The sequence below is a fragment of the Sphingomonas sp. CCH10-B3 genome (assembly GCF_001556185.1).
Lineage (GTDB): Bacteria > Pseudomonadota > Alphaproteobacteria > Sphingomonadales > Sphingomonadaceae > Sphingomonas > Sphingomonas aquatica.
In genome coordinates, this window is sequence record NZ_LSIJ01000061.1 from 165,631 (window position 1) to 191,671 (window position 26,041).

The 26,041-nt window shown below is 64.4% G+C and carries 18 protein-coding genes; 11 read left to right on the forward strand and 7 right to left on the reverse strand.

The genetic code is table 11. The annotated features are described in order from the left end of the window. Positions 1-207: 207 nt before the first annotated feature. Together rpoB and rpoC are read left to right on the forward strand one after the other, a co-directional pair. Positions 208-4,359: a DNA-directed RNA polymerase subunit beta gene (gene rpoB / locus AX672_RS10580; protein WP_066651090.1), complete on the forward strand. Its 4,152-nt coding sequence runs from the start codon at positions 208-210 to the stop codon at positions 4,357-4,359. 136 nt (positions 4,360-4,495) lie between these two features. Beyond that, positions 4,496-8,782 (forward strand): DNA-directed RNA polymerase subunit beta', encoded by a 4,287-nt coding sequence (gene rpoC, locus AX672_RS10585; RefSeq protein ID WP_066651091.1) that lies wholly within the window; start codon positions 4,496-4,498, stop codon positions 8,780-8,782. A gap of 91 nt (positions 8,783-8,873) precedes the next feature. On the opposite strand, the gene AX672_RS10590 is transcribed toward rpoC, so the two are convergent. Continuing rightward, positions 8,874-9,245 carry a heavy metal-binding domain-containing protein gene (locus AX672_RS10590; RefSeq protein ID WP_231731274.1) on the reverse strand — a complete coding sequence of 124 codons (372 nt, stop codon included), beginning with the start codon at positions 9,243-9,245 and terminating at the stop codon, positions 8,874-8,876. Positions 9,246-9,388: 143 nt separating this feature from the next. On the opposite strand from AX672_RS10590, the gene AX672_RS10595 reads away from it, so the two are divergent. Both AX672_RS10595 and AX672_RS10600 read left to right on the forward strand, forming a co-directional pair. Further along, complete coding sequence (locus AX672_RS10595; protein WP_168727433.1) at positions 9,389-9,967, forward strand: hypothetical protein; 579 nt, start codon at positions 9,389-9,391, stop codon at positions 9,965-9,967. Continuing rightward, positions 9,964-10,428, forward strand: a complete 465-nt coding sequence (locus tag AX672_RS10600; RefSeq protein ID WP_066651093.1) for a hypothetical protein — start codon at positions 9,964-9,966, stop codon at positions 10,426-10,428. Before AX672_RS10595 ends, AX672_RS10600 begins: the two co-directional genes overlap by 4 nt. On the opposite strand, the gene AX672_RS10605 is transcribed toward AX672_RS10600, so the two are convergent. The 3 genes from AX672_RS10605 to lepA form a co-directional block, all read right to left on the reverse strand. After that, positions 10,422-11,162, reverse strand: a complete 741-nt coding sequence (locus tag AX672_RS10605; protein ID WP_066651094.1) for a sulfite exporter TauE/SafE family protein — start codon at positions 11,160-11,162, stop codon at positions 10,422-10,424. The two genes, AX672_RS10600 and AX672_RS10605, sit on opposite strands and share 7 nt — an antisense overlap. A gap of 136 nt (positions 11,163-11,298) precedes the next feature. Next, positions 11,299-11,664 carry a phasin family protein gene (locus AX672_RS10610; protein ID WP_066651095.1) on the reverse strand — a complete coding sequence of 122 codons (366 nt, stop codon included), beginning with the start codon at positions 11,662-11,664 and terminating at the stop codon, positions 11,299-11,301. Between the two features lie 124 nt (positions 11,665-11,788). Further along, the gene (gene lepA, locus AX672_RS10615; protein WP_066651096.1) at positions 11,789-13,597 is read right to left on the reverse strand and encodes a translation elongation factor 4; all 1,809 of its coding nucleotides are present in this window, start codon (positions 13,595-13,597) and stop codon (positions 11,789-11,791) included. A gap of 166 nt (positions 13,598-13,763) precedes the next feature. On the opposite strand from lepA, the gene AX672_RS10620 reads away from it, so the two are divergent. Further along, entirely contained in the window at positions 13,764-14,714 is a 951-nt protein-coding gene (locus AX672_RS10620; RefSeq protein WP_066651207.1) for a CsgG/HfaB family protein, read from the forward strand. A 17-nt stretch (positions 14,715-14,731) separates the two neighbouring features. Here the strand turns inward: AX672_RS10620 and AX672_RS10625 are convergent, their stop codons facing one another. From AX672_RS10625 to AX672_RS10635, 3 genes are read right to left on the reverse strand one after another with little or no spacing between them, the layout of a single operon-like run. Next, positions 14,732-15,250 (reverse strand): AAA family ATPase, encoded by a 519-nt coding sequence (locus tag AX672_RS10625; RefSeq protein WP_066651097.1) that lies wholly within the window; start codon positions 15,248-15,250, stop codon positions 14,732-14,734. Continuing rightward, on the reverse strand, positions 15,247-15,816 hold the full coding sequence (pnuC, locus tag AX672_RS10630; protein ID WP_066651098.1) for a nicotinamide riboside transporter PnuC: 570 nt from the start codon (positions 15,814-15,816) through the stop codon (positions 15,247-15,249). Before pnuC ends, AX672_RS10625 begins: the two co-directional genes overlap by 4 nt. A 3-nt stretch (positions 15,817-15,819) precedes the next feature. After that, positions 15,820-16,515, reverse strand: a complete 696-nt coding sequence (locus AX672_RS10635) for an HAD-IA family hydrolase (RefSeq protein ID WP_066651099.1) — start codon at positions 16,513-16,515, stop codon at positions 15,820-15,822. A gap of 79 nt (positions 16,516-16,594) precedes the next feature. On the opposite strand from AX672_RS10635, the gene glmU reads away from it, so the two are divergent. From glmU to AX672_RS10665, 6 genes are all read left to right on the forward strand, one after another. Further along, entirely contained in the window at positions 16,595-17,944 is a 1,350-nt protein-coding gene (gene glmU / locus AX672_RS10640) for a bifunctional UDP-N-acetylglucosamine diphosphorylase/glucosamine-1-phosphate N-acetyltransferase GlmU (protein ID WP_066651100.1), read from the forward strand. Between the two features lie 22 nt (positions 17,945-17,966). Next, positions 17,967-19,790, forward strand: coding sequence for a glutamine--fructose-6-phosphate transaminase (isomerizing) (glmS, locus tag AX672_RS10645; RefSeq protein WP_066651101.1), 1,824 nt, complete (start codon positions 17,967-17,969; stop codon positions 19,788-19,790). Then, entirely contained in the window at positions 19,787-20,668 is an 882-nt protein-coding gene (locus AX672_RS10650; RefSeq protein ID WP_066651102.1) for an ROK family protein, read from the forward strand. The genes glmS and AX672_RS10650 overlap by 4 nt, the downstream gene beginning before the upstream one ends. A gap of 222 nt (positions 20,669-20,890) precedes the next feature. After that, complete coding sequence (locus tag AX672_RS10655) at positions 20,891-22,783, forward strand: putative bifunctional diguanylate cyclase/phosphodiesterase (protein ID WP_066651103.1); 1,893 nt, start codon at positions 20,891-20,893, stop codon at positions 22,781-22,783. Then, positions 22,783-24,639, forward strand: coding sequence for a CHASE4 domain-containing protein (locus AX672_RS10660; protein WP_202189308.1), 1,857 nt, complete (start codon positions 22,783-22,785; stop codon positions 24,637-24,639). The genes AX672_RS10655 and AX672_RS10660 overlap by 1 nt, the downstream gene beginning before the upstream one ends. Positions 24,640-25,003: 364 nt before the next feature. Further along, positions 25,004-26,041, forward strand: a 1,038-nt coding sequence (locus AX672_RS10665) for a hypothetical protein (protein WP_168727435.1), incomplete at its 3' end; no start/stop codon positions are given.

Consider the following 26,041-nt stretch of genomic DNA (forward strand, 5'->3'; position numbering starts at 1 on the left):
CGACCCTATATCGCGCCTTCCGCCAAATCTCCCGGGAAACGAAACGCCGTCGCGCAGCGTTCCGATCGAATTGGGAAATCTGGTGTCAATGACGCTGAAAGCTGCGGTCCCGTCCGGGGATGCGCAGCTTTTTGTGTCTTTGCTGCGTGCCCCGCCCGGAGGTTTTTCCGGGCGCGTAATTCTGGCGAACGAGGCGAATCTTCCCCTATGGCGACCAAGGCAATTGAGACCGGCACTGCAAAGCGCCGCATCCGCAAGGTTTTCGGCAACATCCACGAAGTCGTGCAAATGCCGAACCTGATCGAGGTTCAGCGCGAAAGCTATGAACAGTTCCTGCGCTCCGATCCGTCGATCGGCTATGTCTCGGGCCTCGAAAAGACGCTGCGGTCGGTGTTCCCGATCCGCGATTTTGCCGGCACCGCCGAACTCGACTTCGTGAACTACGAGCTCGAGCCGCCCAAGTTCGATACCGACGAATGCCGCCAGCGCGGCATCACCTATGCCGCGCCGATGCGCGTCACGCTTCGCCTGATCGTGTTCGAGGTCGACGCCGACACCGAAGCGCGCAGCGTGCTCGATATCAAGGAGCAGGACGTGTACATGGGCGACATGCCGCTCATGACGCAGAACGGCACCTTCATCATCAACGGCACCGAGCGCGTGATCGTATCGCAGATGCACCGCTCGCCGGGTGTGCTGTTCGATCACGACCGCGGCAAGACCCACGCGAGCGGCAAGTATCTGTTCGCTGCCCGCGTGATCCCCTATCGCGGCTCGTGGCTCGATTTCGAGTTCGACGCCAAGGACATCGTCAACGTCCGCATCGACCGCAAGCGCAAGCTGCCGGTGACGGCGCTGCTCTATGCGCTGGGCCTGACGTCGGAAGAAATCCTCAATTACTTCTACAACCGCGTGACCTTCGTTCGCGGCCAGGGCGGGTGGATCATCCCCTTCCAGGCCGAGAACTGGCGCGGCCAGAAGCCGATGTACGACATCATCGACGCCAAGTCGGGCGAGATCGTGTTCGCCGCCGGCCAGAAGATCAGCCCCCGCGCCGCCAACAAGGCGGCCAAGGACGGCCTGACCGACCTGCTGATCCCGACTGAGGAAATCTTCGGCCGTTACAGCGCCTATGACCTGATCAACGAGTCCACCGGTCAAATCTACATCGAAGCGGGCGACGAAGTGTCGGCCGAAAATCTCGAACTGCTCGACAAGGCCGGGATCGATCGGATCGAACTGCTCGACATCGATCACGTCGCAACGGGTCCGTGGATCCGCAACACGCTCAAGGCCGACAAGGCCGAAGAGCGCGAGCAGGCGCTGTCGGACATCTACCGCGTGATGCGCCCCGGCGAACCGCCGACGCTGGAAACGGCGGAATCGCTGTTCGCGGGGTTGTTCTTCGATCCCGATCGCTACGACCTGTCGGCGGTCGGTCGCGTCAAGCTCAACATGCGGCTTGACCTCGACTGCCCGGACACGGTGACGACGCTGCGCACCGAGGACATCCTTGCGGTCGTCAAGACGCTCGTCGACCTGAAGGACGGCAAGGGCGAAATCGACGACATCGACAATCTCGGCAACCGCCGCGTGCGTTCGGTGGGCGAATTGCTCGAGAACCAGTACCGCGTCGGCCTGCTGCGCATGGAACGCGCGGTCAAGGAGCGGATGTCGTCGGTCGATGTGTCGACGGTGATGCCGAACGACCTGATCAACGCCAAGCCGGCGGTGGCCGCGGTGCGCGAATTCTTCGGTTCGTCGCAGCTGTCGCAGTTCATGGACCAGACCAACCCGCTGTCGGAAGTGACGCACAAGCGCCGCGTGTCGGCGCTCGGGCCGGGCGGTCTGACGCGCGAGCGCGCGGGCTTCGAAGTCCGCGACGTTCACCCGACCCACTATGGCCGCATCTGCCCGATCGAAACGCCGGAAGGCCCGAACATCGGCCTGATCAACTCGCTCGCGAGCTTCAGCCGCGTCAACAAGTACGGCTTCATCGAAACCCCCTATCGCAAGATCGTCGACGGGCGGGTGACCAACGAAGTCGTCTATCTGTCGGCAATGGAAGAGGCCAAGCACACGATCGCGCAGGCGAACGCCGAGCTCGATGCCGAAGGCCGCTTCGTCGAGGAACTCGTCTCGGCCCGTCAGGCAGGCGAATTCCTGATGGCGATCCCCAGCACGATCACGCTGATGGACGTGAGCCCCAAGCAGCTCGTGTCGGTCGCGGCCTCGCTCATTCCGTTCCTGGAAAACGACGACGCCAACCGCGCGCTGATGGGGTCGAACATGCAGCGTCAGGCCGTGCCGCTGGTGCGCGCGGAGGCGCCGTTCGTCGGCACCGGCATGGAAGAAACCGTCGCGCGCGATTCGGGCGCGGCGATTGCGGCCAAGCGGTCGGGCATCGTCGATCAGGTCGATGCGACCCGTATCGTCATCCGCGCGACCGGCGAAGTCGAAGCCGGCAAGTCGGGCGTCGACATCTACACGCTGATGAAGTTCCAGCGCTCGAACCAGAACACCTGCATCAACCAGCGTCCGCTGGTGAAGGTGGGCGACGTGATCAAGGCCGGCGATATCATCGCCGACGGTCCGTCGACCGAGTTCGGTGAACTGGCGCTGGGTCGCAACAGCCTCGTCGCGTTCATGCCTTGGAACGGCTACAACTATGAGGACTCGATCCTCATTTCCGAACGCATCGTGAAGGACGACGTCTTCACCTCGATCCATATCGAGGAATTCGAAGTCATGGCCCGCGACACCAAGCTCGGGCCGGAGGACATCACCCGCGACATTCCGAACGTCGGCGAGGAAGCGCTCCGCAACCTCGACGAAGCGGGCATCGTGTACATCGGCGCCGAAGTCGAACCCGGCGACATCCTGGCCGGCAAGATCACCCCCAAGGGTGAATCGCCGATGACGCCGGAAGAAAAGCTGCTCCGCGCGATCTTCGGTGAAAAGGCGTCGGACGTGCGCGACACCTCGTTGCGGCTGCCGCCGGGCGTTGCTGGTACCGTCGTCGAAGTGCGCGTGTTCAACCGCCACGGCATCGACAAGGACGAGCGCGCGATGGCGATCGAGCGCGAGGAAATCGAGCGCCTGAAGAAGGACGCCGACGACGAACGCTCGATCCTGAACCGCGCAACGTGGAGCCGGCTGAAGGAAATGCTGCTCGGCCAGACCGCGACCTCGGCGCCCAAGGGCGTCAAGAAGGGCGTCGTCATCACCGAGGACCTGCTCGACGGTGTCGACCGCCACGAATGGTGGAAGTTCGCGGTCGCCGACGACAAGGTCCAGAGCGATCTCGAAGCGGTCAAGGGCCAGTATGACGATGCCGTCAAGCTGATCCAGGACAAGTTCCACGATCGCCGCGAGAAGCTGGAGCGCGGCGACGAGCTGCCGCCGGGCGTGCTCAAGATGGTCAAGGTGTTCGTCGCGGTGAAGCGCAAGCTGCAGCCGGGCGACAAGATGGCCGGCCGTCACGGCAACAAGGGTGTGATCAGCCGCATCCTGCCGGTCGAGGACATGCCGTTCCTCGCCGACGGGACGCCGGTTGACCTCGTGCTCAACCCGCTGGGCGTGCCGAGCCGAATGAACGTCGGGCAGATCTTCGAAACGCATCTGGGCTGGGCCGCGCGCAATCTCGGCCAGCAGGTCCACAAGGCGCTCGAAGACTGGCGCGAAGCCAATCCCGATGCCAAGCCCGGCGCGATGCCGAGCGCGGTCAAGGACCGGCTGCTCGAAATCTACGGCCCACAATATGCCGACGATATCGAAGGCCGCGATGGCACGCAGATCGTCGAACTCGCGCAGAATTCGAAGACCGGCATCCCGATGGGGACGCCTGTGTTCGACGGCGCGCGTGAAAAGGACGTGTCGGAAATGCTGGCGCTGGCAGGCCTCGAAACCTCGGGCCAGTCGGACCTGTACGACGGGCGCACCGGCGACAAGTTCGACCGCAAGGTGACGGTGGGCATCATTTACATGCTCAAGCTCCACCACCTTGTCGACGACAAGATCCACGCACGCTCGATCGGGCCGTACAGCCTCGTTACCCAGCAGCCGCTGGGCGGCAAGGCGCAGTTCGGCGGCCAGCGCTTCGGCGAAATGGAGGTCTGGGCGCTCCAGGCTTATGGCGCTGCGTACACCTTGCAGGAAATGCTGACGGTGAAGTCCGACGACGTGGTCGGCCGCACCAAGGTCTATGAAGCGATCGTCAAGGGCGACGATACCTTCGAGGCCGGCATTCCGGAGAGCTTCAACGTGCTCGTCAAGGAAATGCGCTCGCTGGGCCTGAACGTCGAGCTGAAGTCGATCGACCAGTTCGACAGCGACGGCGTCGTGATCGCGGCGGAGTAAGGCCTTCTTCCCCCCTCCCGCTCGCGGGAGGGGTCGGGGGTGGGCGCAAGCTCTCCTCCACCGACATGGTCCGTTGATAGCGGGCGCCCACCCCTAACCCCTCCCGCAAGCGGGAGGGGAATTGAGGTAAGAAAACATGAACGAACTGACCAACTTCGCGAACCCGGTCGTCAAGCCGGAGACTTTCGACCAGATCCAGATCGGCATCGCGTCGCCCGACAAGATCCGTTCGTGGTCGTTCGGCGAGATCAAGAAGCCCGAGACCATCAACTACCGCACGTTCAAGCCCGAGCGTGACGGCCTGTTCTGCGCGCGTATCTTCGGTCCGATCAAGGATTACGAATGCCTGTGCGGCAAGTACAAGCGCATGAAGTACAAGGGCATTGTCTGCGAAAAGTGCGGCGTCGAGGTCACCGTCTCGAAGGTCCGGCGTGAGCGCATGGGCCATATCGAGCTTGCTGCGCCGGTCGCGCACATCTGGTTCCTGAAGTCGCTGCCGTCGCGCATCGGCCTGCTGCTCGACATGCAGCTCAAGCAGCTTGAGCGCGTGCTGTACTTCGAAGCCTATATCGTCATCGAGCCGGGTCTGACCCCGCTCGAGAAGTATCAGCTGCTGACCGAAGACGAGCTGCTCGACGCGCAGGATCAGTACGGCGAGGACGCGTTCTCGGCCGGGATCGGCGCCGAAGCGGTGCGGATCATGCTCGAAAACCTCGACCTTGAGGGCGAGCGGCAGCAGCTGCTCGACGAGCTCGCGGTCACCAAGTCGGAACTCAAGCCCAAGAAGATCATCAAGCGGCTGAAGGTCGTCGAGAGCTTCATCGATTCGGGCAATCGCCCTGAGTGGATGATCCTCGAAGTCATTCCGGTCATCCCGCCCGAACTGCGCCCGCTGGTGCCGCTCGACGGTGGCCGCTTCGCGACGTCGGATCTGAACGATCTCTATCGCCGCGTGATCAACCGCAACAACCGCCTCAAGCGGCTGATGGAGCTGCGCGCGCCGGACATCATCGTCCGCAACGAAAAGCGCATGCTGCAGGAAGCGGTCGACGCGCTGTTCGACAACGGCCGCCGCGGCCGCACCATCACGGGTGCCAACAAGCGCCCGCTCAAATCGCTGTCCGACATGCTCAAGGGCAAGCAGGGCCGCTTCCGCCAGAACCTGCTCGGCAAGCGCGTCGACTATTCGGGCCGCTCGGTCATCGTGACCGGTCCCGAGCTGAAGCTGCACCAGTGCGGCCTGCCCAAGAAGATGGCGCTCGAGCTGTTCAAGCCGTTCATCTACGCCCGCCTCGATGCCAAGGGCCTGAGCATGACGCTTAAGCAGGCCAAGAAGTGGGTCGAGAAGGAGCGCAAGGAAGTCTGGGACATCCTCGACGAGGTGATCCGCGAGCATCCGGTGATGCTCAACCGCGCGCCGACGCTCCACCGCCTCGGCATCCAGGCGTTCGAGCCGGTCCTCATTGAGGGCAAGGCTATCCAGCTGCACCCGCTGGTCTGCTCGGCGTTCAACGCCGACTTCGACGGCGACCAGATGGCGGTCCATGTGCCGCTCAGCCTCGAAGCCCAGCTCGAAGCGCGCGTGCTGATGATGTCGACCAACAACATCCTGTCGCCCGCCAACGGCAAGCCGATCATCGTGCCGTCGCAGGACATGGTGCTGGGTCTTTATTACATCACGATGGAAAAGACCGGCGAGCCGGGCGAAGGCATGCTCCTCACCGACATGGCCGAAGTCCATCACGCGCTCGATTCGGGCGCGGTAACCTTGCACACCAAGGTCATCACCCGCGTGCCGCAGACCGATGAGGCGGGCAAGACCTACCTCAAGCGCTACGAGACCACGCCCGGCCGCATGCTGCTCGGCGAGTGCCTGCCCAAGTCGCACAAGGTGCCGTTCGACATCGTCAACCGCCTGCTGACCAAGAAGGACGTCGGCGACGTGATCGACGAAGTCTATCGTCACACCGGCCAGAAGGAGACGGTGCTGTTCGCCGACGCGATCATGGCGCTCGGCTTCCGCCACGCGTTCAAGGCGGGCATGTCGTTCGGCAAAGACGACATGATCATCGCCCCCGACAAGGAAAAGCTGGTCGAGGAAACGCGCGAACAGGTGAAGGATTATGAGCAGCAGTATCAGGACGGCCTGATCACGCAGCAGGAAAAGTACAACAAGGTCATCGACGCCTGGAGCCGTTGCGGCGACCAGGTCGCGAATTCGATGATGAACGAGATCAAGGCGGTCAAGCGCTACGAAGACGGCCCGATGAAGGGCCGCGAGAAGCCGATCAACTCGATCTACATGATGGCGCACTCGGGTGCGCGCGGCAGCCAGGCGCAGATCAAGCAGCTCGCCGGGATGCGCGGGCTGATGGCCAAGCCGTCGGGCGAGATCATCGAAACGCCGATCATCTCGAACTTCAAGGAAGGCCTGACCGTCCTTGAATATTTCAACTCGACCCACGGCGCCCGCAAGGGCTTGGCCGACACCGCGCTCAAGACGGCGAACTCGGGCTACCTCACGCGCCGCCTCGTCGATGTGTCGCAGGACTGCGTCATCATCGAGGAGGATTGCGGCACCACGCGCGCGCTGGAAATGCGTGCGATCGTGCAAGGCGGTTCGACCATTGCGTCGCTTGGGGAGCGAATCCTGGGCCGGACCACGGCCGAGGATATCGTCGATCCCAAGACCAACGAGGTCGTCATCCCGACGGGCACGTTGCTCGACGAGCCGATGGTTGCGAAGATCGAGGCGCTCGGGACGCAGGCCGTGAAGATCCGCTCGCCGCTGGTGTGCGAGACCAAGATCGGTGTGTGCGGCAAGTGTTACGGGCGCGATCTTGCGCGCGGCACGCCCGTCAACATCGGTGAGGCGGTCGGCGTCATTGCTGCCCAGTCGATCGGCGAGCCGGGCACCCAGCTGACGATGCGCACGTTCCACATTGGTGGTGCGGCGCAGATCAACGAGCAGTCGAACCTTGAAGCGTCGGCCGACGGTACGGTCGAATATCGCGACGTCCGCGTCATCGTCGACCAGCGCGGTCGCCGCGTCGTGCTCAGCCGGTCGAGCGAACTCGCGATCATCGACGCCGAAGGCCGTGAGCGCGCGGTCCACCGCATCCCCTATGGCGCCTATGTCATGCACGAAGATGGCGCGAGCGTCAGCAAGGGCGACCGGATGGCCGAATGGGATCCGTTCACCATGCCGGTGATCACGGAAAACCCCGGCGTCGTGAAGTATGTCGACCTGATCGACGGCAAGACGCTGACCGAGCAGGCCGACGAAGCGACGGGCATCACCCAGCGCGTCGTCACCGAATATCGCGCGAGCACCAAGTCGAAGGAGGATCTGCGTCCGCGCCTGACCCTGCTCGACGATGCATCGGGCGAGGCGGGCCGCTACATGCTCGCCCCCGGCGCGACGCTGTCGGTCGAGGACGGCGCCAAGGTGTTCGGCGGAGACGTGCTTGCCCGCGTTTCGCGCGAAGCCGCCAAGACGCGCGACATCACCGGCGGTCTGCCGCGCGTTGCCGAGCTGTTCGAAGCGCGCAAGCCCAAGGAAAACGCGATCATCGCCAAGGTCAGCGGCCGCGTCGTGTTCGGCAAGGATTACAAGGCCAAGCGCAAGATCGGCATCCAGCCCGAGGACGGCGGCGAGGTCGTGGAATATCTGGTGCCGAAGTCGAAGGTCATCGACGTGCAGGAAGGCGATTACGTCAAGCGCGGCGATAACCTGATCGGCGGCTCGCCCGATCCGCACGACATTCTCGAAGTGCTCGGCATCGAGCCGCTTGCTGAATATCTCGTGTCGGAGATCCAGGAAGTTTACCGACTTCAGGGCGTGAAGATCAACGACAAGCACATCGAGGTGATCGTTCGCCAGATGCTCCAGAAGGTCGAAATCACCGACGGCGGCGACACCACGCTGCTCGCCGGCGAACAGGTCGATCGCGAGGAGATGGAGGAGATCAACGCGAAGCTCGAAAAGGGTCAGGCACCCGCCCAGGGCAAGCCAGTGCTGCTCGGCATTACCAAGGCGTCGCTGCAGACCCGCAGCTTCATCTCGGCGGCGTCGTTCCAGGAGACCACCCGCGTCCTCACCGAGGCAGCGGTTCAGGGCAAGCAGGACACGCTGATCGGCCTGAAGGAAAACGTGATCGTCGGGCGCCTGATCCCGGCGGGCACGGGTGCCGGCATGAACCGCCTGCGCGTCACTGCCAATTCGCGCGACGCCGCGATGCGGGTGGCGCAGCGCCGGATGGATGCGGCGATCGTCGCGCCCAATTCGGCGGCCGAGGAGCACGCCGCCGAACTCGCGCGCAGCCCGCGCGATGCTGGCGGCACGGGCGATGATCCGCTCGCCGAGGTTGTGCCGAGCGGTCATGGCACCGATGCCGATGCGGGCGATTATCTGAACAGCTGATCGCCCTCAGCGAACCAACGAAAAGACCGCCGTCCGAGCGATCGGGCGGCGGCTTTTCGTTAGCGCGGTCGCCGTTTGGCGACGCGCGGCGCTATTTGTTGAACTTGATCGCCGTGCCGGTGGCCGTGGTCGATCCCCAGCTGAGCGCGGTCACGTGCGAATCGCCGTAACGCGCATTGATGACAGCGTCGGCGCCCAGCTTCTCGCCGCGCTCCCACAGCTCGCGGTAGATCTTCTTCTGCGACGCTTCCTTGCTGAAGATCGTTGCCTTGCGCACCTTCGCCTTCACCTCGCCGATCACCGTATAGGGGCGATCGGTGATGTCGTTGGGGAATACAGGCACGCCGAATTCTTCATTCACCACCACATATTGCTTGGCAGGATTTTCGGCTGCCAGCACAGGTACAGACGCCGTCCCGACCAATGCCGCAATCATCAGCAGCGCACGCCCTCTCTTCAACATTTTCCCCTCCCCACAAAAAACTCGAAGAAGTTCGAGGCGTTCACTATGGCATGGCCAATCATGGGTTCAACCGACTTGTGTAAAACTTGCCAAAAATACAAAGCGGTGCCAGCTTTTGACACTCAAGATTATAGGGGGGTGAAGTGTCCGGACTCATTCTTGTCGCAGCGCTCTGGGCGAATGGCCAGACGATGCCTCCTGCGCCACCGCAACCGGTAGTGACCCCGATCGAGACTGCCGCCGTCACCGGCCAGACCGTGACGCTGAAGCGCGACACGCCGATTGAGCTGATGGCGATGACCGAAGTGAGCACGGCGAGCGCAAAGCCAGGACAAGTCTTCAAGCTGCGCGTGAACAAACCCGTCGTCGTTAGCGGCGTTACTGTCGTGCCGGCCGGAAGCTGGGTTTATGGCGAAATCATCGCCGCGCGCGACGCCGGCGGGCTCGGCAAGTCAGGGCGATTGACCGCCAAGCTCACCCACCTCGCGCTGGGTGACGTTCGCATACCGGTGGAAGGCGATATCTCGGCCAAGGGCACCGGCGCCGGCTCGGCGGGTGCTGCCGTTCTTTTCGCCGGACTGACCGGCCTGTTTCACCGCGGCAACAACGCCAAGATCAAGGGCGGCGAGATCGTCAACGGCTTCATTGCGGACGATGTAACGCTCGACCTGTCGGGGCCGTCGCCCCGGCTGGTTGCGCCCGCTGCAGCGCCAGCGCAATGATCCTGGCGATCGTTCTCGGCGGGGCGATGTGCACCGGCGCAGTGATCTTGCCGCAAGACAGCCCGATCCCGCTCGTGACGGCGCAGCCGCTGTCGAGCAAGGCGGCCGCCAAGGGGGATATCGTCGCGCTGCGGACTTCAGCCGATGTCGTGGTCGACGGCACCGTCGTCATTCCTGCCGGGACGGCCGCGACCGGGCAAGTGACCGAGGCGCGCGGCACCGGCGCGATGGGGCAAAGCGGCAAGCTCGCGCTTGCGCCGCTCTATATTCGCATCGGTGACACGACGATTCGCTTGACCGGGTCGGCAGGCGGGCATGGCACGCTGTCCGCCGGTCAGGTGATCGGGCTTGGCTTCGTCAGCAGCGTTTTCTCCGGCCGGAGCGCGACCATTGCGGCGGGCACGCCGGTGGCAGCGCAAACGCTGCGCAGCGCCAGCCTGCCCTGCCCTGTCGGTCAGTAAACACCGATCAGCTTCGCCCCCGCGACCATCAGCACCATTGCCAGCGACCGCACCACCAGCGCCGACGGAAGCCGGATACCGAGCGTCGTCCCGATCACCGCGCCGACCAGCACGGCGCCCGCGTAAAGCGGCAAGGCGGGCGGCAGATGCTGGAGCGAGGCAGCATTACCGGCGAGGCCAGCGATCGAATTGACGAGGATGAACACCGCCGCGACGCCCGAAGCTTGCTTTGGCGTCGTCCAAGCGAAGAACAGCAGCAGCGGCGACAGGAAAATGCCACCGCCGGTGCCGGTCAGGCCCGACAGTAAGCCGATCCCGGCTCCAGCGGCAATCGCGGCCGGAACGGGCGGGTCGCGCGTCTCCGCCATCGCCTGCAACGGCTTCGGCCACAGCAGGCGTGCCGCCGCCAGCCACAGCACCACGCCGACGATTGGCCGGTAGATCTGGCTCGGCAAATGGATGGCGCCGCCGATGTAGGCCATCGGCAATGCGCCGATCAGAAACGGCCACAGCACCCGCCAGCGGAACTGCCCGGCGCGCACGAACCGCAGTGCTGCAAAGCTCGACACGATGATGTTGAGCGCGAGCGCAGTCGGGCGCATCACCGCGGCGGGCACGCCGAACAGCGCCATGATCGCGATATAGGACGAGGCGCCGCCATGGCCGACGCTCGAATAGAGCGCCGCCCCGCCCATCAGGCACAGCGCGAGCAGCAGGTCGAGCGTGTCGAACATAGCCTTCCCAACCTACACCCGCCGGACAAGTCAATTACCGCCGCCACCCGCACACGCAGAAATGCCGCCGGCGCACGTGGCACCGGCGGCATCCCGATTGGCAAACCTCGGCAATCGCCCAGGTCTTGGCGCGGCTTTAGTCGCGGTTGGTCATCTGGCCGATCGTGTCGCGGCCATAGCGCGTGATCAGCTCGCCGATTTCACGCGCCTGTTCCATCGCGCGATTGCTCTGCTCACGCAGATAGTCCGACTGGATGCGCATCACTTCGGACACGTCGCGCGCATGGGCGGCGGCCCGCATCGCTGCAAAGGCTTCGCGCGTGTTGGCTTCGGCCTGGTCGAGCAAGCGCATGCCGAGCTCGGTGCCGGTCTCGGCAATGCGCTCGCCCGATTTGCGCATCGTGTCGCCGACGACCTTGAACTGGTCGCTCATCTTGTTGGCCATGTCCTCGGTCTTCTGCTTGGCGGTTTCGGTCGCTTGGTTGATCGTCGAGTCGGTCATGTGGAATGCTCCTGCCGATTGTTGGGCCCCGGCGTGTCCATACGCCTGTTCCCCCCGACGCGCGAGCGGGATGGCGGTTCCGGATAATCCGCCATCGGTGACCGGCAGCCGTCGAAAGGCTCGCCTACCCTTCGTCGCCCATCCTAAGCGCGGCAATAAACGCCTCCTGCGGGATGCTTACCGAGCCATATTCCCGCATCCGCTTCTTGCCCTCTTTCTGCTTTTCCAGCAGCTTGCGCTTGCGGGTTGCGTCGCCGCCGTAGCATTTCGCGGTCACGTCCTTGCGCAGTGCGGCAATCGTTTCGCGCGCGATCACCTTGCCGCCGATCGCCGCCTGGATCGGAATCTTGAACAAGTGGCGCGGGATCAGGTCCTTCAGCCGCTCGCACATGCCGCGCCCGCGCACTTCGGCCGAGGCGCGGTGGACGATCATGCTGAGCGCATCGACCGGCTCGTTGTTGACGAGGATGCTCATCTTGACGAGGTCGCCCTCGCGATAGCCGATCTGGTGATAGTCGAAGCTCGCATAGCCGCGGCTGATCGACTTCAGCCGGTCGTAGAAATCGAACACGACTTCGTTGAGCGGCAGTTCATAGGTCACCTGCGCGCGCCCGCCGACATAGGTCAGGTTCTTCTGGATGCCGCGCCGGTCCTGACAGAGCTTCAGGATGCTGCCGAGATATTCGTCGGGGACATAGATGGTCGCCTCGATCCACGGTTCCGCGATCGATTCGATCTTGTTGGGATCGGGCATGTCGGCGGGGTTGTGGAGTTCGAGCAGCCCGCCGCCGTGGGTCAGCTCGATCTCATAGACGACCGACGGCGCGGTGGTGATCAGGTCGAGATCATATTCGCGCGTCAGCCGTTCCTGAATGATCTCGAGGTGCAGCAGCCCGAGGAAACCGCAGCGGAAGCCGAAGCCAAGCGCCGCCGATGTTTCCATCTCGAAGCTGAAGCTCGCGTCGTTCAGCCGCAGCTTGCCGATCGAATCGCGCAGCTTTTCAAAGTCGTTGGCGTCGACCGGGAACAGCCCGCAGAACACTACCGGCTGGACTTCCTTGAAGCCCGGCAGCGGCGCATCGGCGGGGCGCTTCGCGTCGGTGATCGTGTCGCCGACGCGGGTCTGGGCGATTTCCTTGATCTGCGCGGTGATGAAGCCGATCTCGCCCGGCCCGAGCTCGGTCAATTGCTCGATCTTGGGGCGGAAACAGCCCACGCGGTCGATCAGATGCTGCGTGCCCGCTTGCATGAAGGTGATCAGCTGGCCCTTCTTCAGTACGCCGTCCATCACCCGCACAAGGATGACAACGCCGAGATAAGGGTCGTACCAGCTGTCGACCAGCATGGCCTTCAGCGGCGCCGTCGCATCGCCCTTGGGCGGCGGGATGCGCGTGACGATCGCTTCGAGCACGTCCTCGATACCGATGCCCGACTTGGCGCTGGTGAGCACTGCCTGCGACGCGTCGAGGCCGATCACTTCCTCAATCTCTGCCTTCACCTTGTCGGGTTCGGCGGCGGGCAGGTCGATCTTGTTGATCACCGGCACGATCTCATGGTCATGCTCGATCGACTGATAGACGTTGGCGAGCGTTTGCGCTTCCACGCCCTGTGCGGCATCGACCACCAGCAACGCGCCCTCGCACGCAGCGAGGCTGCGGCTGACTTCATAGGCGAAGTCGACGTGGCCGGGCGTGTCCATCAGGTCGAGCACATAGTCGAGCCCGTCCTTCGCGCGGTAATTGAGGCGCACGGTCTGCGCCTTGATGGTGATGCCGCGTTCCTTTTCGATGTCCATGTTGTCGAGCACCTGCTCGGACATTTCGCGCGCGGTCAGCCCGCCCGTTTGCTGGATCAGCCGGTCGGCGAGCGTCGATTTGCCATGGTCGATATGCGCGATGATGGAAAAGTTACGGATGCGGTCGAGCGGGGTCACTGAGGTCTCTGGTCGGGGCGGAATAGCGCTTTCGCGAGCCGCATAGCAGGATGACGCGTCGCCGACAAAGCCCCGGCAAATTATCGGCAGCGGCGCCGCGCAACATTCACAAGCGCACCGTTTTGGGTTATCATCGTACCACAACCCACATTGGGGGATGACGGGCATGAAAGCTGGCCGACTGGTTGCAACAGCGTTGATCGCCACCGCCATGGTTCCTGCCGAGGCGCAAAAGCTCGCCAAGCCGTCGAGCGGCCAGCGCCTGCAGCAGGCGACGATGAACGACGTGCCGAAGTGCGCGCGCAAGCTGGGTACGCTGTCGATCCGCGACGGCGATGATGCGCGGCCGTGGATGCAGAACAATCTCGCCCCGCCCGCCAAGCTGCTGCGCGTGCTCGTCCAGCGATCGGGCTGTTTCAACCTGGTCGATCGCGGCGCGGGACTGAATGCCGCGCAGCAGGAACGCGACATCGGCAATGACCTGGGGCTGCAGCGGCGCTCGAATGTCGGCCAGGGCCAGATCAAGGCTGCCGATTATGTATTGGTCGCCGAGATCGCCAATGCTGACGACAATACCAGCGGCAGCGGCGCGGCAGCGGGAATCGGCGGCATTCTGGGCGGGCGCGTCGGGGGCGCGATCGGCGGCATTCGGAACCGCAAGCTCGAAGCGAATACGGTGCTGTCGTTGACCAATGTCCGCACGACCGAGACGATCGCGGTCGAGGAGGGTTATGCCGCCAAGAACAACCTGTCGATTGGCGGCGGCGGCTTTTTCGCGATCGCCGGCGCGGTCGGTGGCGGTTACGATAATACCGATCTTGGCAAGATCATCACGCTGTCGTTTATCCAGGCCTATACCAACATGGTCAATGCGCTCGGGCTGGTCCAGCCGGGCGATGCGGGCACGGCAGAGGCCGCTCCCACCAAGACCTACACGGCACAAGGGCCGGTCCAGCTCCGCGCCAGCGCCATCGGCACGGCGAAAGTAATCCGCACCTTGCCGGCCGGGTCGATCCTGTACCCGACCGGCAACAAGAACGGGCTGTGGTGGGAAGTCGCCGATGAAAACGACAATATCGGCTGGGTGCTGAACACCAAGCTCGCGCCCTCGCGCTGATCCGCGCTGCGGGGCGATCAGGCGGCCCGCGCCGCCTCAATCGCCGCCAGCGCATTGGCGAAGCGCGCCTCGCCTTGCCCGCCGACCAGCACCCAGCGGACGCCGCGCCGTTCGAGTTCGGCCTTGGACAAGTCGAAGAAGCGTCGGCGCATTGCCGATGTCCCGAACATGCGGGTGCCATCGTCGACCCACGGCAGGTCGATGTCGAGCAGCAGGTAGAGATCGGCCGTCGCCTTCCATGCATCGAACCAGCGATCGCGCGTACCGAAGAGCATGTCGGCCCAAACTGCCGTCATCAGTGGATCGGTGTCGAGCAGCAGCGGATCGGCGCCCGAGGCAAGCGCGCTCTGCGTCATCGCTGCGTGCGTCTGCGCGATGGTGACGAGATCGGCCATGGTGAAGTCCACCCCGCGCCGCTCGGCGAAGGTGCGGCCATATTCGGGCACGAACATCGCATCGTAATGCCGCGCGAGCCGCTCGATCAGCGTCGACTTGCCCGTGCTCTCGGGGCCATGCAGGCAAATCGTGCGGATCATCCGGCAACATCCTGCCTACGGGCGCCTCGCCAGTCGATCAGCCCCCAGACCGCGAGCACCAAGAATATCAGATAGAGCACCATGGTGAGCCACAGCCCTTTCACGGCGTAAAGGCCGATCGACAGCAGGTCGACGCCGATCCACAGCACCCAGCTTTCGATCAGCCGCCGCGACTGCATGATCTGCGCCGCGACGCTGATGATCGCGACGCTCGCGTCCCACCACGGCAGCGCGGCATCGGTGTAGCGCTGGACGAGGCTCGCCCAGACGGCGATGGCGACGGCAGTGGCGGCCGCCCAGCCGAGCCGCGCCAGCGTCCCCAACCGCTCGACCCGGATCTCGCCGCTGCTGCGCGCCGCGCGCGACCACGCCCACCAGCCGTAGAGATTGACCGCGAGAAAGAAGAACTGGAGCAGCGCGTCGCTATAGAGCTTCGCATCGTAGAAAATCCGCGCGTAGAGCGCGACCATCGCCAGCGCGAAGGGGTAGTTCCAGATGCTCCGCCGCACCACCAGCACGACATTGGCGATGCCGAGCAAGAAGGCGATGACCTCCAGCGGCGACACAGGCTAACGCGCGAGCCGCTCGAGCGTGGGGATCAGCGCGTCATAATGATCGATCACGGCATCGGCACCGAGCTCCTCGATCGGCCCATGCAGAAAGCCGAAGCTGACCGCGATCGATGGAATGCCCGCAGCCTTCGCCGCCATGATGTCGTAGATCGAATCGCCGAGGAAAACCGCGCGCCCGCCGCCGCAGCGCGCGATCATCTCGTTGATCGGCGCCGCGCTCGGCTTGGCATTGCCCGGCCCCAGCGTATCGCCGCCGATCACCGTCTCGAACCGGTCGAGCAGGCCGATCAGCCCGAGCAGCCGCACCGCAAGCGATTCGAACTTGTTGGTCACGACGGCAAGTTTCACCCCCTGCCCCGCCAGCGCATCAAGCGCCGCGAGCGCGCCGGGATAGGGCTGCGTCAAATCGGCGATATGCGCTTCGTAATGGCGGAGCATTTCCTTGTAGTAGCCGCGGAATATGTCAGGCGCGCATCCGCCGCTGGCCTCCAGCGCAAGGCGGAGCATTCCCTTCGCCCCGCCGCCGATCATCGGCTCGACCTGCTCGGGACTGAGCAGCGGACGCCCTGCCAGTGCCAGTGCGTGATTGACGGCGGCGGCCAGATCGGGGCTGGTATCGAGCAGCGTCCCGTCAAGATCGAAGCCGACGATGTCGAAGGCGCGGTCCGGCCGCATCGGTGAATTTTCGCTCATGCCCGACTGGCTGCCCGCAAAGCGGTGGCATTGGCAAGCGGTTCATGGCAGGGCGCCGACAAGGCTCAGGGGCTTTCGCATGACGACACCACCGATCGCCGCTGTCGTCCTTGCCGCGGGCAAGGGCACGCGGATGAAATCCGATCTCCACAAGGTTCTCCACCCGATCGCTGGCCAGCCGATGCTGATGCACTTGCTGGCGAGCGTCGATGCGCTTGCACCGACGCGGAAAGTCGTCGTGGTCGGTTCGGGCCGCGACCAGCTCGAAGCGGCATTGGGCGGCAGCGCGACGCTGGCGGTGCAGGAACCGCAGCTCGGCACAGGCCATGCCGTGCAACAGGCCGAGGCAGCGCTGGCGGGCTTTGATGGCGATGTGCTGATCCTCTATGGCGATGTGCCGCTGGTGCCGACCGAGACGATGCAGCGGATGCTCGATCGGCTCCACGCGCCGGATGCGCCCGCGATCGTCGTTCTCGGCTTCGAGCCCGAGGACACGTTGCGCTATGGCCGCGTCATCGTCGACGGCGACCGGATCGTGAAGATGGTCGAACACAAGGACGCGACCGAAGCCGAGCGCGCGGTGCGGCTGTGCAATTCGGGGCTGATGGCGGCGCGCGCGGCCGACCTGTTCGCGCTGCTCGCGCGCGTCGGCAACAACAATGCCGCGGGCGAATATTACCTCGTCGACATCGTCAACATCGCCAATGACGATGGCCGGATGAGCGCGGTCGTCACCACCGATCCGTTCGAAGTCGCCGGCGTCAACAGCCGCGCCGAACTGGCGACGCTGGAAGGTGAATGGCAGGCGCGGCGACGCGCGCAAGCGATGGCCGATGGGGTCACGCTGATCGCGCCCGACACCGTCTGGTTCGCGCATGACACGGTGTTGGGTCGCGATGTCGTGATTGAGCCCAATGTCTTCTTCGGCCCCGGCGTGACGGTCGGCGACAAGGTGACGATCCGCGCCAATTGCCATATCGAGGGCACCGTGATCGGCGGGGCCTGCGAAGTCGGTCCCTTTGCACGGCTCCGCCCCGGCACGGTACTGGGCGAGAAAGCCAAGATCGGCAATTTCGTCGAGACCAAGAAGGCAGTGCTGGGGGCCGGTGCCAAAGCGAACCATCTGACCTATCTCGGCGATGCCGAGGTCGGCGCGAAGGCCAATGTCGGCGCCGGCACCATCACTTGCAATTATGACGGGTTCTTCAAGTACAAGACCGTGATCGGCGAAGGTGCCTTCATCGGATCGAATTCGGCGCTGGTCGCGCCGGTGACGGTCGGTGCCGGGGCGATCGTCGGCGCGGGATCGGTGGTCACCGCCGATGTCGAGCCCGATGCGCTGGCGCTGGCGCGTGGTGCCCAAGCGGCAAAGCCAGGCTGGGCAAAGCGCTTTCGCGAGCTGATGACGGCGAAGAAGAACGCCAAGTAATATATTGGAGTAAAACGATCTTATGTGCGGAATCGTCGGCATTCTCGGGCAGGACGCGGTGGCGGATCGACTGCTCGACGGGCTCAAGCGGCTCGAATATCGCGGCTATGACTCGGCCGGGATCTGCACCGTTCATGACGGCCGGTTCGAGCGCCGCCGCGCGCCGGGCAAGCTCGCCAATCTCGCCCACGTGCTCGCCGACAGTCCGCTTCCCGGCAGCAGCGGCATCGCCCACACCCGCTGGGCGACGCACGGCGCGCCGACCGAAGACAATGCCCATCCGCACATCGCGGGAGACGTCGTGCTGGTCCACAACGGCATCATCGAGAATTTCAAGCCGCTGCGCGATGAGCTGCTCGCCGATGGCCGCACCTTCCTCAGCCAGACCGACACCGAAGTCGTCGCGCATCTGATCGCGCGCGAGATCGAGCGGGGGACATCGCCGCGCGATGCCGTCGCCACCGTCCTCCCCCGCCTGCACGGCGCGTTTGCGCTCGGCGTGATGTTCAAGTCCGAACCCGATCTGCTGATCGGCGCCCGGCTCGGTGCGCCGCTGACGGTCGGTTATGGCGACGGTGAAAACTATCTGGGATCGGACGCGCTGGCGCTCGCCCCCCTCACCCAGCGGATCGCGTATCTGGAGGAAGGCGACTGGGTCGTCATCACCCGTGCCCAGGTCGAGATTTTCGACCGCGACAACCAGCCGGTCGAGCGCCCGATCGTCAATTCGGGCGCGTCGGGCCAATTGATGGACAAGGGCAATTACCGCCACTTCATGCTCAAGGAAATTCACGAGCAGCCGGTGGTGGTCGCGCAGACGCTCCGGTCCTATCTGCGCCCGCTCGAGAACCGCGTCGCGCTGCCTGACATGGAGTTCGACCTCGGTGGCGTCGAGCGCGTGTCCATAGTGGCGTGCGGGACGGCGTCCTATGTCGGGATGATCGGCAAATACTGGATCGAAAGCCTCGCCCGCGTGCCAGTCGAAGTCGATGTCGCGAGCGAATTCCGCTACCGCGACCCCGTCCTGACGCCCGACCAGCTCGGCGTCGTCGTGTCGCAGTCGGGCGAAACTGCCGATACGCTCGCGGCGCTACGCCACATGAAGGCGGCGGGGCTGACGACGGCAGGGATCATCAACGTGCCGACCAGCTCGATGGCGCGCGAAGTCGATCTGCTGATGCCGACCCATGCCGGGCCCGAGATCGGCGTTGCCTCGACCAAGGCGTTCACCTGCCAGCTCGCGGTGATGGCGGCGCTTGCGGTCAATCTCGCCCGCGCCAAGGGGCTGCTGAGTGCGGAAGCCGAAAGCGAGATCGTCGAACAGCTGCAAAGCGTGCCCGAAGCGATGAGCATGGCCCTCGCCCACGACGAAGAAATCGAAGCGATGGCGCCCAAGATCGCGGCGGCGCGCGACGTGCTTTATCTGGGGCGTGGCCCGGAATATCCGATGGCGCTCGAAGGCGCGCTGAAGCTGAAGGAAATCAGCTACATCCACGCCGAGGGCTATGCTTCAGGCGAAATGAAGCACGGTCCCATTGCCCTCATTGACGACAGCGTGCCGCTGATCGTGCTCGCACCGTCGGGGCCGCTGTTCGACAAGACCGTCAGCAACATGCAGGAAGCGCAGGCGCGCGGCGCGCAGGTGGTGCTGGTTTCCGACGCTGAAGGCATTGCGCAGGCAGGCGAGAACACGATCGCGACGATCGAAATGCCCAAAGTGCATCCGCTGATCGCGCCGCTCGTCTATGCCGTACCGATCCAGCTGCTCGCTTATCACGTCGCGGTATTCAAGGGCACCGACGTCGACCAGCCGCGCAATCTGGCGAAGTCGGTCACGGTCGAGTGAGCGCGCCGCTCGTCGCCGGGGTTGAACTCGGCGGCACCAAATGCGTGTGCATCCTGGGCACCGGCCCCGATGACGTGCGCGCGATCGAGCGCGTGCCGACCACCACCCCCGCCGAAACGCTGGCGGCGATCGAGGCGGTGCTCGACGGCTGGCGAGACTTTGCCGCCCTCGGCATCCCGAGCTTCGGGCCGGTCGGGATCGATCGCGCCGCCCCCGATTGGGGGCATATTACCGCGACCACCAAGCCCGGCTGGTCGGGCACCGACATCGCCCCGCGCCTCGCCGCGCGCTACGACGTGCCGGTCGGCTTCGACACCGATGTCGTCGGTGCCGCGCTCGCCGAGGCGCGCTGGGGGGCGGCGCAGGGGCTGGCCGACCTCGCCTATGTCACGATCGGTACTGGCGTCGGCGTCGGGCTGATCGCAGGCGGCAAGCCGCTGTCGGGGCTCACCCATGCCGAGCTCGGCCATATCCGCCCGCGCCGCCTGCCGGGCGACGATTTCTCCGGCATCTGCAGCTTCCACGCCGATTGCGTCGAAGGGCTCGCGTCAGGCCCCGCGATTGCAGCGCGCGCGGGCAAGCCGGGCGATCAGCTCGCCGACGACGATCACGCCTGGGTGCCGGTGGCTGACGCCATCGCGCAATTGTGCCACACGCTGGTGCTGACCGGCGTCCCGCGCCGGATCGTTTTCGGCGGCGGCGTCGCAGTCGGCACCCCGCATCTGCTGCCCCGCATTCGCGCCGCCCTTGCCGACAGCATTGGCAGCTATGGCAATCTCGCGCTGCTGGGGGATCTTGATGCCTTCGTCGTCCCGGCAGCGCTCGGCGACCGGGCGGGTCCGCTCGGCGCTATCCTGCTCGGCCAGGCGGCGCTTTAAGGGTCAGTCCGACGCAAATGCCATCACGTCATTCACGCGAAGGCGGGAATCCATAAGCACTCGCCTCACCCGCCCGTCTCCCCGCCAGCCCTTATGGACTCCCGCCTTCGCGAGGATGACGATGGAAATACGACGATCCGGTGCTCGCGAAGGCAGCGCTCTAACGCTTTCTTAACCACGCTCCCCGCATGATCGTTAAGATTATCGAGGGGGAGTGGCCCGGTGCGGATTCTGATTATCGACGACGAACCGGCGATGCACGACAGCTATCGCCAGTGCTTCGCCCCCGCCAGCGGCGGGACGCTCGACGCGATGGCCGCCGAGCTGTTCGGCGATGACGACACCCCAGCCCCCGCCGACGACGCCCCCGAATTCGCGCTTACCCATGCGATGCAAGGCCTCGACGGCGTCGCCGAAGTCGAAAAAGCACGCGTGGCGGGTGATCCCTTCGCGGTCGCCTTCATCGACATCCGCATGCCGCCGGGGATCGACGGCCGCGAGACCGCCAAACGCATCCGCGCGCTCGATCCCGACATCAACCTCGTCATCGTGACGGGTTATTCGGACTTCTCGCCAATCGAAATCGCCAAGGTCGCGGGACCGGCGGACAAAATCTTCTACATCGCCAAGCCGTTCGAAGTCGACGAAATCGTCCAGACCGCGACCGCGCTGACGAAGCGCTGGCAGATCGATCTCGAACTCGCCGCCGCGCGCGCGCAACTCGCCGCGCAAGTGGTGACGCTCGAGGATCAGAGCCGCGAACTCGCCGCGAACGAGAGCAAGGCGCTGCACATGGCAACGCATGACTCGCTCACCGAGGCGCCCAATCGCCTGGCCTTCCTGCGCGCGCTGACCGAGCGATCGCGCGGCAAGGAAAGGTTTGCAACCGCGATGCTCGATCTCGATCGGTTCAAGCTCGTCAACGACACGCTCGGCCATCTGGCGGGCGACGAGATGATCCGCTCTGTCTATCAGCTATTGAGCGCTGCCGTGCCCGAAGGTGGCATGGTCGCCCGGCTGGGCGGTGACGAATTCGGCATCCTGTTCGACACCCCCGGCGAGGAAGCCGCCGTGATGGCCTGCGAGCTGATGCTGCGCCGCATGTCGGTGACGCTGACGCTTGTCGGCCATTCGGTGCAGGCCAATGCATCGATCGGCGTGGTCGTCACTGAAGCCGAGCCGGTGCGCGACCCGGTCGACGTCATGCGCCGCGCCGATCTTGCCCTCAACGAAGCCAAGCGCGCGGGGCGCGGGGTGGTGCGCGCCTATGACGAGAGCATGGACGACAGCATCAAGTTCCGCCGCCGCATCGAAGGCGGACTGGGTCAGGCGATTGCGCGGGGCGAACTGAAGCTGGTCTATCAGCCGATCGTCGGCGGCGAAGCGCTCGACATCGTCGGCTTCGAAGGGTTGCTGCGCTGGGCATCGCCCGAATATGGCCCGATCTCGCCGGCGATGTTCATTCCGATCGCCGAGGAATCGAACCTGATTCACGATCTTGGCGACTTTGTGATCGAAACGGCGCTTGCCGAGCTGCACAATTGGCCGGGGCAATATGTCTCGATCAACTTCTCGCCCCGCCAGTTCCGGCGGCATAATTTCGTCGCGCATCTGGTCGAATGCGTCCAGCGCGCCGGCGTCGAGCCTGCGCGCGTGCAGATCGAGATCACCGAAACCGCAATCTTCGACGATGCCGACCGTGCCGCCGAAACGCTTTACCGGCTGCGCCAGATGGGCTTCCGCATCGCGCTCGATGATTTCGGCACGGGCTATTCGTCGCTCTACAACATCCGCAAGTTCGCGCTCGATTGCCTGAAGATCGATCGCAGCTTCATCGACGGCATGGGCCGCGAGCGTGAAAGCGCCGCGATCGTCCATTCGATCATCCATCTCGGCCGCGCACTCGGGCTCGGCGTGATTGCCGAAGGCGTCGAGACCGAAGCACAGTTGCAGGCGCTGCGGCTGGCCGGTGCGTCGCACATGCAGGGCTATTATTTCGCGCGGCCGGTCGATGCTCAGGTGGCGCGCGACATGGCGGCGCGCGGCAGCATCGAAGGCAAGGATGACCCCGGCGACGGTCCGGCGCTGCTGCAAGGAACCGGGACGCACGGCTGATGCCCGCCCTGCGGTTCGCCCTGCCACGCCGGCGACCGGGGTCGCTCGGCGCGAAGCTGCTGCTGATCCTGACCGCTGTCGGGCTGCTCGGCTCGGTCGCGATCACGCTGCTGCTGGCGGCGGTCATCACGCCCAGCTTCAACCAGCTTGAGGCCGCGTCGGTCGACGCGCATGTCGCGCGCACGCACGCTGCGCTCAACGAAAATATCGCCAAGGTCGAAACCGCCGTGCGCGATTACGGCGACTGGAATTCGTCCTACGACTATATGGGCCACCCCACTTCTGCGTTCGAGAAGGAAAGCTTTTCGACGCTGGCGATGGCCAATCTCGACGTCAGCGGCATGGCCTATATCGGCAATGACGGTCGGGTGGTTATTGCGCGCTGGCTCGATCTGGCCCGGGGCGCCGATTATCCAGCGATGCGCCAGCAGCTGATCGAGCGCATCCGCCGCATCGATTTCAAGCGCGCAGTCGGCAACAGCAATTCTTCCGCCTTTTATGCCCGCGTCGGCGATGTCGTCGCCGCCGTCGGCGTCGCGCAGGTCCGCCGGTCGGACGGCAGCGGCGCGCCGCGCGGCTATGTGCTGATGGTCCGCCAGATCACCTCGCAGCAATTGTCGAAACTGCTCCAGATCGGCGCGCGGCTCGATCCCGCTCAGGCCGACCGCCCGGTGGTGACGCCGAGCCGGAGCAAGATGACGATCGGCGTGCCGATCCTCGGCGCCGACGGCCATGCCGTCGCCAGCGTCAGCTTCACCGTGCCGCGCGAAGTATCGACGCTGGGCACGCGGATGCTGCTGCTCGCGATCATCGGCTCGACCGTGCTGCTGATGGTGCTGCTGGTCGTGCTCAGCCGCGCGATTGCCCGCCTCGTGCTCGCGCCGCTCAACCGCGTCGAACGGCACATGCATGTCGTGACCGCGTCGGGATCGCTGTCGCTGCTGCAGGGCGAAGAAGAGCGCCGCGACGAAATCGGATCGCTCGGTCGCAGCTTCAACAAGATGCTGCGCCAGCTCAAGGATCTGCGCGAACAACTCGAAGTGCAGAGCTTCGCGCTTGGCAAGACCGAGAGCGCGGTCGCGGTGATGCACAATGTCCGCAATGCGCTCAATCCGATCAGCACGATCCTGTCGCGCGGGCTCGCCGATGCGCCGCCTGCCGACAAGGCGATGATCGACCGCGCGCTCGGCGAACTCGCACGCGACGACATTCCCGCCGCCCGCCGCCAGAAGCTCGCCGCTTTCGTCGCCGCTGCGATCGAGGCGGAGGAAGCAGCGCGCAGCGACCGCGCCCGCCAATTGAAGACCGGGCGCGAGGCGATGCAGCATGTGCTCGAAATCATCGGCACCCAACAGGCGCAGGCGCATGAACGGCCGCCGCTCGACACGTGCGACGTCACTGATCTGATCGCCCAGAATGCGACGATCGCGCGCTATTCGGGCGAAACCTCTATCGCGTTCGAATTTCCGGCGCGGCCTTGGCTGGTGATGGCCAATCGCATCATCCTGAGCCAGGTGATCGGCAATCTGTTCGGCAATGCCGCCGAGGCGATTGCCGCCAAGGGCACCGGCTCCGGCAGCATCCGCGTCGCAGTGAGCGAGGAGGATGGCGTGGTGAAAATCGTCATCCGTGACGACGGCGAGGGATTCTCACCTGAAGTCGGCGCGACCTTGTTCCAGCGCGGCTATTCGACGCGGCAGCACAAGTCGGGCGGCTTGGGCCTCCACTGGTGCGCCAATTCGATGAACGCGATGGAAGGCTCGCTGCGACTGGAAAGCGAAGGCAAGGGACTGGGTGCCACCGCCACGCTTACGCTGAAAGCCGCCCCCGCCGCCGAGGCACGCGCCGCCGCCTGACACCACTGCGGCGCGCGACTTTTTCCATCTCTTGACGCGCGTCGATCGGTTTTTGTCCGATCTTGCCGCAATGCCGTCTCGCAGCATTGGTAAATCGTCCGATTATGATAGTTGATAGAAGTCCATTCACGCGGCGAAATCGATATCCAGTGCGCTTGTTCGGAGACGAACGATGCATCGACAATGACCTCCATCCTCCATCCGCAGTTATATTGCGGGTGATTGGATAGATTTTTACGTCTGAATTCTGAAGTTCAATTACGGATTAGCCGATTTCATCACAATGGGATTTTCAGGCTGTTATTCAGCCTGTGATTTCGCACGCCTGTGATTGAGACACTGAAACAATGAAAGGATTGCGCCAATGCCTACGCTCAATTTCGACGAAATCATCCTCTCCGAAGGCGACGAACAGCGGCTGGCCAACGGCTTCGGCGGCTTCAACTGGCTGCAGGCCGGTGTCTACAACCCCAATGGTGCGATTGCTGGCTATGTGGCGACGTCGGGACAGAATATCCTGTTCGTCTCCGAAGCGGGCAATTTCGAGGTCCCCGGTTATGAAGATGCGGCACGCGGCACCCCGCTGACGATGACGCGCAGCGCCGCCTTCAATCTCGAATCGCTCGACATTTCCTCTGCCTTCCGCCCCGGCCTGACAGTGACGGTCCGCGCCTATGCCGATGAAGGTGGCGAGCATGTCATCGGGCAGCGCACCGTCACGGTCGGCGTCGGCGAGCAGCAGAATGTGTCGTTCCTCGGCGGGCTCGACTTCGGCACTTTCCTCGGCGCGCAGCGTGTCGAATTCAGCGCGAACGACGGCGATGACTCGACGCTCGACTATTTCGGGATCGACAATCTGACGTTCAGCGACACGACGACCGTGCTGCTCGATTTCGACGACATCACGCTGGCCGCCGGCGGCGAAACGCCGATCAGTGACTATCGTGGCTTCAGCTTCAGCCAGACCGGCGTCTATAGTCCCGATGGCGCGATCCCCGGCTACACGACCAGCTCGGGGCCGAACCTTGCCTTCATTGCCGAGGCGAACAACAACGAAGTCGGCGGCTATGACAATGCGGCCGGGTCACCGGTGGTGATCACCAATGCCAGCCAGTTCAGCTTCCTTGGCGGCGCCTTCTCGGCGGCGTTCCGGTCGGGGCTCGAAATCACCATTCGCGGCTATGCCGACGAAGCAGGCACGCAGCTTGTCGCCGAACGCACGATCATTGCCAATCAGGGCTCGGCTGACTCGTTCAGCTTCCTGGACGGCGAATTCGCCGGGCTGCACCGGATCGAATTCAACGCCAATGACGGCGATACCGCCACCAGCGACTATTTCGGCTTCGACGACCTGAGCTTCTTCACTGGTGGCCTTCGACAGCACCACCAGCGCCGATCTGGC